General features: G+C 31.8%; 13 protein-coding genes. 3 read left to right on the top strand and 10 right to left on the bottom strand.

Annotated features, from left to right (window positions below):
* Positions 1-8 precede the first annotated feature (8 nt).
* The 3 genes from BLV64_RS10350 to BLV64_RS10360 all read left to right on the top strand — a co-directional run bounded on the left by BLV64_RS10350 (position 9) and on the right by BLV64_RS10360 (position 4,662).
* Positions 9-3,242, top strand: coding sequence for a type I restriction endonuclease subunit R (locus BLV64_RS10350; protein ID WP_092134960.1), 3,234 nt, complete (start codon positions 9-11; stop codon positions 3,240-3,242).
* Positions 3,242-3,937 carry a M48 family metallopeptidase gene (locus BLV64_RS10355; protein ID WP_092134963.1) on the top strand — a complete coding sequence of 232 codons (696 nt, stop codon included), beginning with the start codon at positions 3,242-3,244 and terminating at the stop codon, positions 3,935-3,937. The genes BLV64_RS10350 and BLV64_RS10355 overlap by 1 nt, the downstream gene beginning before the upstream one ends.
* 122 nt (positions 3,938-4,059) lie before the next feature.
* The gene (locus BLV64_RS10360; RefSeq protein ID WP_092134965.1) at positions 4,060-4,662 is read left to right on the top strand and encodes a hypothetical protein; all 603 of its coding nucleotides are present in this window, start codon (positions 4,060-4,062) and stop codon (positions 4,660-4,662) included.
* 167 nt (positions 4,663-4,829) lie between these two features.
* Here BLV64_RS10360 and BLV64_RS10365 read toward each other — a convergent pair whose 3' ends face one another.
* The 10 genes from BLV64_RS10365 to BLV64_RS10415 form a co-directional block, all read right to left on the bottom strand.
* Positions 4,830-5,435 (bottom strand): hypothetical protein, encoded by a 606-nt coding sequence (locus BLV64_RS10365; protein WP_092134968.1) that lies wholly within the window; start codon positions 5,433-5,435, stop codon positions 4,830-4,832.
* 354 nt (positions 5,436-5,789) lie between these two features.
* Positions 5,790-6,101 carry a hypothetical protein gene (locus tag BLV64_RS10370; RefSeq protein ID WP_092134970.1) on the bottom strand — a complete coding sequence of 104 codons (312 nt, stop codon included), beginning with the start codon at positions 6,099-6,101 and terminating at the stop codon, positions 5,790-5,792.
* A 30-nt stretch (positions 6,102-6,131) separates the two neighbouring features.
* Positions 6,132-6,767 carry a hypothetical protein gene (locus BLV64_RS10375; protein ID WP_092134973.1) on the bottom strand — a complete coding sequence of 212 codons (636 nt, stop codon included), beginning with the start codon at positions 6,765-6,767 and terminating at the stop codon, positions 6,132-6,134.
* A 147-nt stretch (positions 6,768-6,914) separates the two neighbouring features.
* Positions 6,915-7,619, bottom strand: coding sequence for an FRG domain-containing protein (locus BLV64_RS10380; protein ID WP_092134976.1), 705 nt, complete (start codon positions 7,617-7,619; stop codon positions 6,915-6,917).
* A gap of 591 nt (positions 7,620-8,210) precedes the next feature.
* Positions 8,211-8,645, bottom strand: a complete 435-nt coding sequence (locus BLV64_RS10390; RefSeq protein WP_245705901.1) for a DUF1801 domain-containing protein — start codon at positions 8,643-8,645, stop codon at positions 8,211-8,213.
* A gap of 6 nt (positions 8,646-8,651) precedes the next feature.
* Complete coding sequence (locus BLV64_RS10395) at positions 8,652-9,113, bottom strand: GyrI-like domain-containing protein (RefSeq protein WP_092134978.1); 462 nt, start codon at positions 9,111-9,113, stop codon at positions 8,652-8,654.
* A 4-nt stretch (positions 9,114-9,117) separates the two neighbouring features.
* Complete coding sequence (locus BLV64_RS10400) at positions 9,118-9,879, bottom strand: helix-turn-helix transcriptional regulator (protein WP_092134981.1); 762 nt, start codon at positions 9,877-9,879, stop codon at positions 9,118-9,120.
* A 153-nt stretch (positions 9,880-10,032) separates the two neighbouring features.
* Entirely contained in the window at positions 10,033-10,701 is a 669-nt protein-coding gene (locus tag BLV64_RS10405) for a hypothetical protein (RefSeq protein ID WP_092134983.1), read from the bottom strand.
* Between the two features lie 198 nt (positions 10,702-10,899).
* Entirely contained in the window at positions 10,900-11,418 is a 519-nt protein-coding gene (locus tag BLV64_RS10410; RefSeq protein ID WP_072350670.1) for a hypothetical protein, read from the bottom strand.
* Between the two features lie 191 nt (positions 11,419-11,609).
* Positions 11,610-12,869: a DUF6161 domain-containing protein gene (locus BLV64_RS10415; RefSeq protein ID WP_092134986.1), complete on the bottom strand. Its 1,260-nt coding sequence runs from the start codon at positions 12,867-12,869 to the stop codon at positions 11,610-11,612.
* Between the last annotated feature and the right edge of the window lie 99 nt (positions 12,870-12,968).

Here is a 12,968-nt window from a genome sequence, read left to right on the forward strand (position 1 = left end):
ATATTAAAATGGATACACCCTCATTCAAAGAAGATCATATTTCCCAAATACCTGCTTTGCAGCTATTAATAAATATGGGGTATAACTACCTCAACCAAGAAGAAGCATTACAAGCAAGAGGTAATAGAACCTCAAGTATTTTGCTAGAAGATATCTTACGCATCCAATTACATAAAATCAACCAAGCACGCGTCTCTTCAAACAAGGCTGTTCCATTTTCAGATAGCAATATTGAAAATGCCATCATAGCATTAAAAGACATTCCTATGGTAGATGGTTATATGACTACAAGTGAGAAAATATATGAACTGCTTACGCTAGGTATTTCCCTAGACCAAAGTATTGAAGGAGATCGTAAAAGCTTCGATTTACAGTATATTGATTGGGAGAACCCAGAAAATAACATATTTCATGTTACAGAAGAGTTCAGTGTACTGCGCTCAGGACTAAAAGAACATTACAGACCAGACATAGTCCTTTTTGTAAACGGGATTCCTATATGTATTATAGAGTGTAAAAGACCAGATATAAAAGAGCCATTAACACAAGCTATATCACAAAATCTTCGCAATCAAAAAGAAGACGGCATTCGTCCATTGTACGCAATGACACAGTTAGTTATGGCAGTAACAGTTAATGAAGGCAGCTATGCTACTACAGGAACACCAGAAAAATTTTGGGCACAATGGCAAGAAGATTTTAAAAAAACCAATGGTGCAATCGATGATGAAAAAGAAACGCAATATCGTAATCATATCTCCAAACTAAAAAACACGCCGCTTCCAGATGAGGTAAAAAAACGCTTGTTTAACGAGAGATTCTATTACGTACGCCAATATTTTGACGCTCTAGAAACTCAAGAAGTTAAAATCACCCCACAAGATGAATACTTGATTAGTTTATGTAGCAAAGACCGTTTGTTAGACTTGATTTATAACTTCACCCTATTTGATAATGGCGCTAAAAAAATAGCACGTTATCAACAGTTTTTTGCTATAAAAAAGGCAATGAAACAAATCAAAAAAAATAATAATGGACAACGAACCGGAGGTGTTGTCTGGCATACACAAGGAAGTGGAAAATCATTAACTATGGTTATGCTTGCCCAAGCAATTGCAATGGAGCCAAGTATATTAAATCCTAAAATCATTCTAGTAACAGACAGAACAGATTTAGACTCACAAATTACAGGAACATTTAGAAAGTGTGGTTTAGACGTAGATAATGCTAAAACTGGATCGCAACTTGTAGAGTTACTACATACAGAAAGTGATGCCGTTGTAACAACCATCATTAATAAATTCGAAACTGCTGTCAAGAAAATCAAAACACCTCTCACCAGTAACAATATCTTTGTGTTAGTAGATGAGGGCCACCGTACCCAACATGGTACCTTTAATATTGAAATGCAAAAAACCTTGCCTAATGCATGTTTCATCGCATTTACGGGAACACCTTTATTTAAAAAAGACAAAAGCACATTGTCTAAATTCGGTACCCTTATAGATAGCTACACGGTAGATCAGGCAGTAAAAGACAAAGCTGTTGTTCCATTAATGTATGAAGGGCGTCATGCCATGCAGGATGTTAATGCAGCTCCCTTGGATACTTTTTTCAACATGGTATCAGAACCATTAAACGATTATGAAAAAGCAGATCTTAAAAAGAAGTTCTCTCGTGCAGACCAACTCAATATTGCAGACCAAAAAATTTATGCCATCGCTTGGGATATTACTAAACATTATGAAAAAAACTTCCAAGGAAGAACACCCTTTAAAGGGCAGATTGTGTGCCAATCTAAAGCAGCCGCTGTTAAATACAAAAACTATCTCGACGAAATTGGTAGGGTAACCTCAGCAGTAATAATCTCCCCCCCTGATGAGCGAGAAGGTGAAGACTCTGCGTATGGAAAAACAAATGATCTAGTAAAAAAGTTCTGGCATAAAATGATGGATGAACATGGGACTCCAAAAAAATACCAGAAAAATATCGTAAACCGTTTTAAAAACGATAATGAACCAGAGTTAATTATTGTTGTAGACAAGCTTCTTACCGGTTTTGATGCGCCTAACAACATAGTGCTATACTTAACAAGAAAACTCATCGGGCATACATTACTACAAGCTATTGCTCGTGTAAACCGTGTTAGCCCAGACAAAGATTATGGCTATATCATTGATTATTATGGAGTACTTGAAGAATTAGACTCAGCTCTTAAAACATACTCTACTTTTGGCGATTTTGATGAAGAGCAATTACAAGGAACGCTAACAAATATTAATGAAGAAATTGAGAAGTTACCTCAGGCTCATAGTGACCTTTGGCAAATATTTTCATCTATTTCAAATAAAAAAGATGCAGAAGCTTATCAGCAACTTTTAAGAGACGAAGCGCTTAGAAATAAATTTTATGAGCAACTAGCAAAATATGCTCGTATATTAAAGCTGGCATTATCCTCGATAAATTTTCATAAAGAGACAGAAGAAAAACGTATTACCAAATACAAAGAAGACCTTTCGTTTTTTATGAAATTACGAGCAGCAGTTGCTTCCAGGTATTCCGATAAAATTGATTTTAAAAAATATGAAGGGCAAATACAAAAGCTAATTGACACACATATACCAACTACCGATATAGTTACACTTACAGAGCTCGTAAATATTTTTGACAAAGAAGCATTTGAGGAAGAAATAGAGAAAGTAACAGGTAAGGCCGCAAAAGCTGATATGATAGCATCAAGAACAGCGAAACATATCACTGAAAAGATAGATGAAGACCCAGCCTTTTATAAACGATTCTCTCAATTAATCAAAGAAACCATTGATGATTATTTACAAGGAAGAATCGATGAAACAATGTATTTACAAAAAATTAAGGAAGCAAGAGACGCTGTATTAAGCAGAACAGATTCAAGTATTCCTGCATCATTAGAAGACAAAGAAGTAGCTAGAGCATTTTTCGGAATAGCTGTTGAAGAATTTGACTCTCATGCGGAAAATAAAGAAACCATACGTAAAATATCTGAAGAGCTAGCTCTCAAAGCCGATGAAATAATACTAAGGCTACGACGAGTAGATTGGCATACCAAAAGTGGTACAGACATTCAAAAGAAAATGGTTTTCCTCATAGGCGATTTTATAATAGATCATATCAGAGACAAATACAACATGAAATTAAGCTTTCAAGAAATAGACAAAATCGCAGAACGTATTGTTGAGGTTGCTAAAATAAGGTATAAATAATGCTACGAACACTTAAATACGGATCTGAGCAAATCTCCTATACTCTAACTTTTTGTAATAGAAAAACTTTAGGTATAACAGTTCTTCCAGATCGCTCAACTGAAGTCAAGGCTCCAATAGGTAGCAGTATGGAAAAAATTGAGGAGAAAGTTAGAAAGAAGGCACCCTGGATATTAAAACAACAAGATCATTTCTTATCCTTTGAACCTAGAAATACAGAACGAAAATATGTATCTGGTGAATCCCATTTGTATCTCGGTAGACAGTATCAGTTATTATTAATTAAGTCTGATGAAGAAATCGTAAAACACACAGGAAGAAATATTGAAATAAGAACAAGTGTCCATAGTAAAGCAGAAGAGTTGCTAAATGCTTGGTATTTAAAAAAATCAAAAAATTGGTTCCAAACAATTGCTCAACCTTTAATAGAACGATTTGAAAAATATCAGGTAGCACCAAAAACAATAGAAATCAGAAAAATGAATAACCGTTGGGGATCATGTTCAACACAAGGAAGAATTCTTTTAAACCCAGAACTAATAAAAGCCCCTAAAGCATGTATTGAATATGTAATCATACACGAGCTATGTCATTTAGTTCATAGAGATCATACAAAAGCATTCTTCGACCTACAACAAAAAGAGTTTCCAGAATGGAAGAAATGGAAGAATAAACTGGAGGTGTTATTAGCTTAAAGCACCACCTTAATAAAATGACTAATGATTAAATAAGATGAGAAAAATCCACAACTAGATGAAACAAAGAACATAAAGAGAGCACCCCTCAACCATAATAAGAAACACTAAATTAAATGTATATGACCGAACTGCTAAACAAGTTTATTGATAAAATAAAAAATAAAGAAATTGACTTATATAATGAGTTCGGTCTTCAATTTGAACTAGCTCTATATCTAAGAAGTTTAGAAGACCTTAAAGATTATAAAATTGAATTAGAAAGACCTATTAACCACTTTGAAATTAATAAAAGTACTAAGATCCCTAAGAAGGAAATTGATATATGTATCTACAATCAAAGTAGTTTTAAGATAGCAATTGAAATAAAATTTTCAACAAACGGTCAAGTGCCGGTTCAGCTATTTGAATTTTGTAAAGACATTTGTTTTCTTGAACAACTAGTAAGTGAAAAGTTTGAAAAAGGCTATGCCTTAGTTATAGTCAAGTCAGATAATTTTTATAAATCAAAAACGAATACAGAGGGCTTATATTCCATTTTTAGAGGCCAGAATAAAAAGCCACTTAACGGCGTAATTGAATGTCCCACAGGTGTTAATAAAGGCCAACAGATTACAATTTCAAACGCTTACAACATAGTTTGGAAGGAACTCATAGGTGATTACAAATACTATCTTATTGAGGTTAAAAAACCATTTGGTCCCAAACAGTTAATTAGACATTAATTTCCCAACTTCCACTCCACCCTATTCACCTCGCATTATCAAAATAATAGTTAGTATTACATTATTTCAAGAGCACCAAAACACCTATAATAAATTTAGAAGCTTTCTAGCGAAAAACTAATGAGTTTCCACTAGTTTTTTACCACAGTACTTTGTTGCCCATAGTTTTATTTTATTTTATTATCAGAAATTAATTCAGTTCCATAATAAATTCTGAATTTTTTTAATTCTTTCGGTAAAGAAAAGTACAAGTCGACTTTACAAGATTTCAATTCTTTATGGTCTAAATAAGGTGATGCCATTTTCGGTTTTCTTTTAGTTCCAAAATTAATGTTAGGACAAACATCTTGATAACCTTCAATTTTATAATCATTAAATGTATTCTTGACTTCAGGTTTGTATGAAAGCCATTCTTTTAATTTCTTATCTTTAGGTTGGAAATTAACTAAATGGCCAAATCCAATATATATCCATCCTGCAGCATAATTATGCCTAACATCTAATGGTCTAATTCTCTTTTTGTATTCATCAGAGACTAAATAAAACTTATTTGGGTCAAAATCGTCTTTTTCTCCAGATACAGATTTCATTTTATACCTAACTTGTACTTTCTTTACATCCTTTGTTGTCTTTATAGTATAGACATAATTTCCACCAACAGCTTTTTTAGCTTTAATAAATTTAAAATTAAAATTGTCAGCAGTTATATATTCTTGACTATGTAGTTGGAAATTGATTATAAAAATTACTACAATCAAAAGTGTCTTTTTCATATTTGTTCGATTTTTTTTGAATTATGGGCAACGGTTTTGTGTAAGGAATGTTGCGGTTTTGTATGCGAGGATTTTCAGCAAGAAAATCAGAAGCCAACAAAAGAGCAACGACCAAACGATTGAACTAAAATAAGCAATGTTTTTTACACGGTGTTGCAAGTAGTAGTTTTTTCTTTTCAACTAACTTAAAACTCAAAATAAAAACGGAAAACAAACCAGTAAAAATTCCGCTTGATTTATTCCGTTGAGACTTTTCATTCCGCAATACTTTCAATTCCGTTTGAGTGAGTAATTCCGCAACTTGCTAAATTCCATATTCAGTCCGATTTTATTATCAATTCAGGTTCTTATTACTTATTTTCTAAATCTACGTTCAGAATATTGTCCTAAGAAATAAGCAACCAAAATAGGAACGATAGCAAAAGCTACATATTTCTCTAAAATTCCGTATTCAGATAATACTACCAATATTACTGTTGATATTATTATAAAAATTAAGTCAAATGTTCTTTTTTTCATCATAATAATTTTGATTTTGAGTGCGTTCCGCAATGAATGGCAACGTTTATGTGTAAGAATAGTTCGGTTTTGTGTGCGAGGATTTTCCGCAGAAAAATCAGAAGCTTGCAAAAGAGCAACTAACTTTGGTTTAGGTAAAACTAGCAATTTTTTATATACATTATTGCCTGTAGCTATTTAACTCATTGTATAATATCCAATTGTTCTTTTTACTTTCCATTTTCCGTTTTTAAATTCATAAACCTCAATTCCATCGAATGCACATAATTGTCCACAATATATACTTATCTGCATAAAAGCATATTTTTTATTCTGCGAAAAGAACGGAATCGTTAAATTATAAATACCGAAATAGTCATATTTTTTTTTATTTGTTCTATCCTCGCTTTGAAGATAGTCAGAAACACTTTTAAGAACTTCATCTGATACATTGTCAAGTTTTAATTTGTCAAAATCTAATTTTAGTTTCTTTTCGGTTGAAAATTGGGTAAAAATATAATCGATGTCAGATTTAGTCAAAATTTTAGACATTTTTTCGTCAGTACTTTGTTCGGTTAGAGGCGTTAAAATTTCTCTCCAATAGTCCGAATTGTTTTTTAAGTCAGGATATTCTAATGTTTTACTTTGAATAATAGTTTTGTCTTCCAAAACATCGTTTAAGAATTCGTAATAATCCGATTCGGATATTTCAATTATTGGCTCTTCTATTAATTCACTCGTAGAAGTTAGTGCTTTTACTTTTTCAGATTCGCTCTTTTGTTTGCACGAAACTAAAATCAAAAGACAAAATATGAATGGAAGCAGGTTTTTCATAATTATAGGCAACGTTTTTGTGTAAGGAACGTTGCGATTTTGTATGCGAGGATTTTCCTGCGGAAAATCAGACGTTACAAACACGCAACGCCCTTTGACTAAGCACTAAACCGGAATTATTTTTATACGGTGTTATGCTTTGTCTTTTTATTCTTCTGTAATTATTTGATTCAGATTATTGCTATGGTTATTAGTAACATAGTCATTTAGATATTCAGATAAATTATCTATGTCATTATACAAACTCATCTTATTTATTCCGTAAAAATCAAGTGACATAATAATACTTTGCTTAGCCTCTTTTGAAATAATAATTTTTTTTAGTTCTCCCTTTAATTGTTTTTCCAATCCAACAGTTGGTTTGTCAGTAATGGTGAATAAACCTCTTTGATTTATTATTCTAGAAACTAAACCACTTGGAAAGAAAATATTAAACCCTTTAAAATCAAAAGGACTTACTGTTCTTTCATTAATTTCCAACACCTCAGTTAATTTATAGTAATATATTACGCCATCATTATCATTATTTTCAATACAAGCAAAAAATGCGCTAACTAATGGATTTTTAGTCCAATCTAATAATCTAGTAGCTAAACCGTGATGTTGAGCAATTGCCAACCAATCCCAATCCGTTTCTGGATGCCTGCTGAGATGTGATTTAGCGTACCTTTTCCAAGAGTTAAAAACCTGTCTTTCAGCTAATTTTTTAGTATATTTTTCCGAAAATCCGTTTCTACCAGATTTTGGTAAAATTTCCCAATCGACATTCGATTGACCTCTGAAAATTAAATCATTATTCTTTTTTAAAGGTTCGAGTGCCTTAATTAAATCTGTAAAGTTTTTAATTTTCATAATGTTTCTCTAATAAAGCATAACGTGTTATAAGGCATCTAATATACACTTTTTTGGGTATTATTATCAGGGCTATAGGGTATTCTGTTCCCCTTTAGAAATAATTGTCATACTATTTGCTTACCCAGATCATCAACCAAGACACCCATAAATCACAAGCATCCAACATAATATATTAAAACACATTTTTTTTTAAATTACCAATGTATCAATTGGAAAAATTTTAAAATACCATGAAACTTCCGCCCAATTTATGGGCTTACGAAAAATAAATACCATAAGGATAAAACAAGCAAATAAAGTTATGCATTTAGCTGCCATGGCATACAACCTTAAAAAGTACTTGAAGTTTACACAGAAACTGTCAAAAACCAAGGCAAAAGCACTTGGTCTTATATTTTCTAAATTAAATGGACTCCAAAACCTAATAATCTTCAATTTCCACCAACCAAAATATAATTAAATGACAGTTTAAGAAAATTAAAAAAGCCCTAAAAAGGGCTTAAATATCTTTCGATCATAAATTTTTAGAGCGTTGTGCAACGGTTACCGGTGTTGGCAACAGGCTTTTCTTCATTCGTATTTAATTTATCAAATTCCTAACGTAATTAATTCCTTTACGTTGTGATAAGTCAAGGAAGCCTTTATACACGCTTTCAATTCCATCTCTGGAACTTTTTGGTTTAATTTAAAAACAATTGCTCGTTTTCCCTCGTATTCAAATTTGTGGTCGAAAACCAATCTAAATGTATCTACTAATCTACTTGTACATTGAAAATACATAGCGTATTGGTCAGGTGTTTTTGCTTTCCAATCCATTCGTAATGTACTACCGTTTTTAGTTACAAAACTTGGTTCTCCCCATTTTAAAGTTTCTTCTAATTTGGTAATTCCTTTGGTTTCTTCTGCTGTTTCAATTACCAATTCACGCAAAAACTGCATTTTATCCCGAACAAAGTCGGGATAATTTGCAAAAACCTCATTTACTCTTGGGTCTGTTTTTATTTCAAATTTTTTTATTTGCATATTTTGTTAGCCTTTTATGCCTACATAAAAATCGACTTCTGCATTTGCTGGATTTTGAGCCGTTTCTCCAAAAATCTCAAAGTCGGCATCATAAGTTCTGTCAAGTTCCATTTCAAATATTTTCGACCATTGGTTTACTACCAAACCTTGCATTAAATCTCCTTTTGCTTTGGTTTTAGAATATGTTCCTCCATCAAATGATTTTCCGACCATTCCATTAGGCACATTATCTAAATTTTCAACTTTACAGCCAAGAATTGCTGTGTAAGGTTTTGTGTGGTCGCTCTCGTAATCTGTGTATAATGAATAAACGGAATTGTCTATTTTGTTCGGAATTTTAGAATTTACGTTTTCGGACATAAATCGTTGCCACAATTCGGCAATTTCTTGAGAAGCTTGTCCGTTTTCATTTGTTGTTCTTATCGCAATTCCGATAATTTTAAAAGGTTCAATTTTTACTGTTTGCATCTTTTTATATTTTTTGATTTAATGCAAAGTTAGATTGACCTTGTGACAAAGGTGTGTCAAGGGTGTTTTTATATTTTGAGTTACAATTTTCGAGATATTGTTGCAAGGTTATTTTATGAGGTTCAAAATTCTTTTCCAAGATTTGTAATTTTTGAATGCAATCAAGTCTAAAAGCTCTGAAATCGTTTTTTTGTTTGCAAAATGCAATAAGCACCCAATTTTCTTGTGTGGTATAAAGTGCAAATGGTTCTATTTCTCTTTGGCTTTTTTTATTTTGTAATGAGAGATAATCCATTCTTACCACTTGATAATTTGAAATAGTGGATTGAAGTTTTATTAGATAATTACTCGTTTTTTCGTTTTCACGATTATTACGAACTTGAATTCTGTTTGTCAATATTTCCGTTTTTTCTTTTTGGTTGTATTTTAAAACAGATTTGATTTTGTTTACGGCACTTTCATATTGTTCGGTCAAAGATTGGTCTTTGTTTTTGTTAATCAATTGTTCAGCCGTTATTAGTGCATTCGCCTCATCTTGGGTAAACATTACAGGCGGAATTTTATAGCCTTCCATTATTGAATAGCCTTTTCCTTCTTCAGTTACAATAGGAATTCCCGATTTTTCAAGTGTTCGGATGTCTCGATAAACCGTTCTTGTACTTACGTTGTGTTTTTCGGCAATATCCTTTGCAGTTACAATTCGTTTCGATTGTAATTGGGTTAGGATTGCTGTCAATCTTACAAGTCTCGGTTTTTCTTTGTCCATTCGGTTTTTTTAGCTTGTTGCCGTTTATGTGTAAGAATAGTGCGGTTTTGTGTGCGAGGTTTTTCCGCAGAAAAATCAAGAGCTAGCAAAAGAGCAACGACCAAACGATTTAACTAAAATAAGCACTTTTTTTTTACACGGTGGCAAGAGTATTTAAAAATAATCATTATATGCTTTTATTAATTTCTCTGTTTCACTACTTTTAAATTCCTTTTTATTGATTCTTTTTACAAGTTCAGGTTTATCTTTAAAATATATGGACGATACTTTTCTAAATCTCTTTTCTTGCCCGATAATTTTAGCTCCATTAGCAATATGTCCAAGCATAGAAGCGCAAGATTCGTCTGGTCTTCTTACAAGCAAAAAAATGTCTGCCCAAGTTCCGCTTCTGTCTACAGATTTAGATATCATTTTTCCATTATTATCTAAATAATATTTTTGAGCTAAATAATAAGAAATTATATTTTCACTGTATGATGTTGCTAAAATCCATGTTTTCTTTGCTTTATCACAATATTTAATATTCTTTTGTTCATCAAAAGATTTCATAATGTATATCATAGCTCTTCGTTCAAACAAATATTTTATTCCATTTTCAGAAGTGTAAGTTATGCTTGAAATATCATTACTTTTTATCTTGTTAGATTTCATGTTTTTTGAGCTTTTAAACTTTATTGATTTTTGGAACACATCATTAGATGGAAGTGGCGCAAAACCAGTTTTTTCAGTTCCGTCAGTCATCACTATTTTTGCATTGTAAAAGTCCTTAGCTTGAGCTGTAATAGATAATAATAGTAATGTTAAAAAAATAATTTTCTTCATATTGATTATAGTTTATTCTTGGATTATATTACTTGCAACGGTTTTGTGTAAGAAACGTTGCGATTTTGTATGCGAGGATTTTCCGCAGGAAAATCAGACGTTACAAATACGAAACGACCTTTGATTAAGCACTAAACCGTAATTAATATTATTATTATTATTATTATTATTATACGGTATTGTGCATTCGTTTTTGTTTTATTCAGGTATTCCAATTTGAATTCTTGTTTTTCCTGTTTTCTCTTCTAAATTAGAAACCAATTCATCAAATCCAACTAAATGCATATGAGCTTTGATGTTTTTATTAGAACTTTCAATTTTCATTTCTAGACTTACTTTTCCAAAAGATACTTCTCTAATTTCATTCCACCTTATTTCTTTTTGTTTTGCAAACAGTGTTGTTTCCGTAATTCCTAAATCGGTCACTTTTATATGAGAAATATATCCTTTCGCAAACATTAACAATCCAAAAATCATAGCAACTAAACTAGAAATAATAGCTAAAATTTGGTCATTTCCGTTTGCAAAGAAGAAAGCAAATATTAATAATCCAATTCCTCCGATTATTACTAAAATTCCGATTATAGGATATAGTTTTGGTAGTTGTAAAATAATATTTCCAACTTCGTCTTTTTTAGGTTTCTTTTTTGATGCAGCTAAAAGTAAACCCATCACAAGTGTAACAACAATTACAGGTAAAATAGTTTTTAAAATCATATGGTGGTTTTAATCTTTTTCTTATTTAAGGTTTCTGTTGCGAAATGACGCACAACGGTCTTGTGTATGATTTCGTTGCGCGTTTCAGCAACTAATTTAGCAAATACAAACCGAATAGAAAATCTGCGAGGATTTTCGTAAGTAGGCGAGAACCAAGCAATGAATTATACACGGTGTTACCTGCTGGCTTTTTATTTGCTCATAAATTTCCCAATAATATCATTCGGCATAGTTGGTGACGAATCATCTTTTAAAAGCCCAGTTTCGGCTCGACTAAATAATGCTTGCATAATCAGTTGTTTTTCCTCTTTTTCTACTTTAGAATCTTTTAACAGCGATAGGTAGAAATAAGTCAAAGTATGTCTTTCCTCACAATCACGAGCCAAATGAAAAGAACTGAACATAACTTTTGTAACCGCTCTTATTGCAAATGCCATAAACGATATAAAGGTGATATAGATTATTGACCATCTAATTGCTGCACTTTTATCTCCATTAAAGAACGATTCATAAATTTGCTCTGGTGTTGTCCAAAGCAACTTGCCTAAAGAGAAAACAACAATTAGAACAAGTCCAACTAAAACTCCTAAAGCAATCCAACCTTGTTTCTTTAATTTTTCGCCTCTTTTTGACCAGTATAAAGCAGGTTCTTCAAGCTTTAGCTTTTCTTTATAAGTATCTTCGAGTTCTTTTAATCGTTCATCAGATTTGTTGCTAAATTCTTCAAATTCTCCTTTCGTATTTATAAACCAATCAGAGTATGTTTTTTCTTTATCTTCTTTAAATTCATCTAAAGAAGTACCAAATTCCTCATACTTCTCTGTACTGTTTTTTAGGTGTTCGACAAGTTCACTATCTAATTTTGGTAGACTATTTTGAAAATCATTTCTTAATTTAGACAGAGATGATTTTTCTTTGTTTCTTCTTTCAGTAATTAACGTTGAGTCTTTTAATGTAAACTCATACGCTAATAAATAACCATTAAAATTATCTTTAACAGCTATGTTTTGGTTTAGATTTCCAGTAAGATATGTATATGCTCCAATAAATGATTGGGTATGATTCTTATAGACGTCAATTAAAAATTCTGTCTCTGGGCAATCATAAGTGAAGTGAATTCCTGTATGGCTTTGAATTTGATTTTTTGGATTTCTAAAATGACTGTCTAAATTCGACTCATTTTCTTGACTTCCGTAAGAATTTATAAAACTTATTAGTTGGTTTTCTATAAATTCAAAATGCTTTTTTGATGCAAGTAATTCATTTGGTAAGTTTTCAGATAATTTTTCCCAACCTTTGATTTGTTGACTTACAAATCGGTGTATATGTCCGAAACCTTTAAAATCAAAACTCAAATTAAGATGAGTATACCTCAAGTTGATTTCAACTGAATTGAACCATTTTGTGTTTTTTGTTTCCGATAATATTTTTCTAAATTCAGTTTGCGTCATAGTTTTTCAGCTTGCAGGTAACGTTTATGTATAAGAATAGTTGCGGGTTTGCGTGCGAGGATTTTCCGCAGGAAAATCAGACGTAGCAAACACAAAACT

The organism is Bizionia paragorgiae (assembly GCF_900107625.1).
Taxonomy (GTDB): Bacteria; Bacteroidota; Bacteroidia; order Flavobacteriales; family Flavobacteriaceae; genus Bizionia; species Bizionia paragorgiae.

Excerpts from the sequence above, each read along its gene's own strand:
- BLV64_RS10410 (WP_072350670.1), bottom strand. The coding sequence starts at position 11,418 with ATGATTTTAAAAACTATTTTACCTGTAATTGTTGTTACACTTGTGATG.
- BLV64_RS10350 (WP_092134960.1), top strand. The coding sequence starts at position 9 with ATGGATACACCCTCATTCAAAGAAGATCATATTTCCCAAATACCTGCT.
- BLV64_RS10355 (WP_092134963.1), top strand. The coding sequence starts at position 3,242 with ATGCTACGAACACTTAAATACGGATCTGAGCAAATCTCCTATACTCTA.
- BLV64_RS10395 (WP_092134978.1), bottom strand. The coding sequence starts at position 9,113 with ATGCAAACAGTAAAAATTGAACCTTTTAAAATTATCGGAATTGCGATA.
- BLV64_RS10400 (WP_092134981.1), bottom strand. The coding sequence starts at position 9,879 with ATGGACAAAGAAAAACCGAGACTTGTAAGATTGACAGCAATCCTAACC.
- BLV64_RS10415 (WP_092134986.1), bottom strand. The coding sequence starts at position 12,869 with ATGACGCAAACTGAATTTAGAAAAATATTATCGGAAACAAAAAACACA.
- BLV64_RS10365 (WP_092134968.1), bottom strand. The coding sequence starts at position 5,435 with ATGAAAAAGACACTTTTGATTGTAGTAATTTTTATAATCAATTTCCAA.
- BLV64_RS10375 (WP_092134973.1), bottom strand. The coding sequence starts at position 6,767 with ATGAAAAACCTGCTTCCATTCATATTTTGTCTTTTGATTTTAGTTTCG.
- BLV64_RS10360 (WP_092134965.1), top strand. The coding sequence starts at position 4,060 with ATGACCGAACTGCTAAACAAGTTTATTGATAAAATAAAAAATAAAGAA.
- BLV64_RS10390 (WP_245705901.1), bottom strand. The coding sequence starts at position 8,645 with ATGCAAATAAAAAAATTTGAAATAAAAACAGACCCAAGAGTAAATGAG.
- BLV64_RS10405 (WP_092134983.1), bottom strand. The coding sequence starts at position 10,701 with ATGAAGAAAATTATTTTTTTAACATTACTATTATTATCTATTACAGCT.
- BLV64_RS10380 (WP_092134976.1), bottom strand. The coding sequence starts at position 7,619 with ATGAAAATTAAAAACTTTACAGATTTAATTAAGGCACTCGAACCTTTA.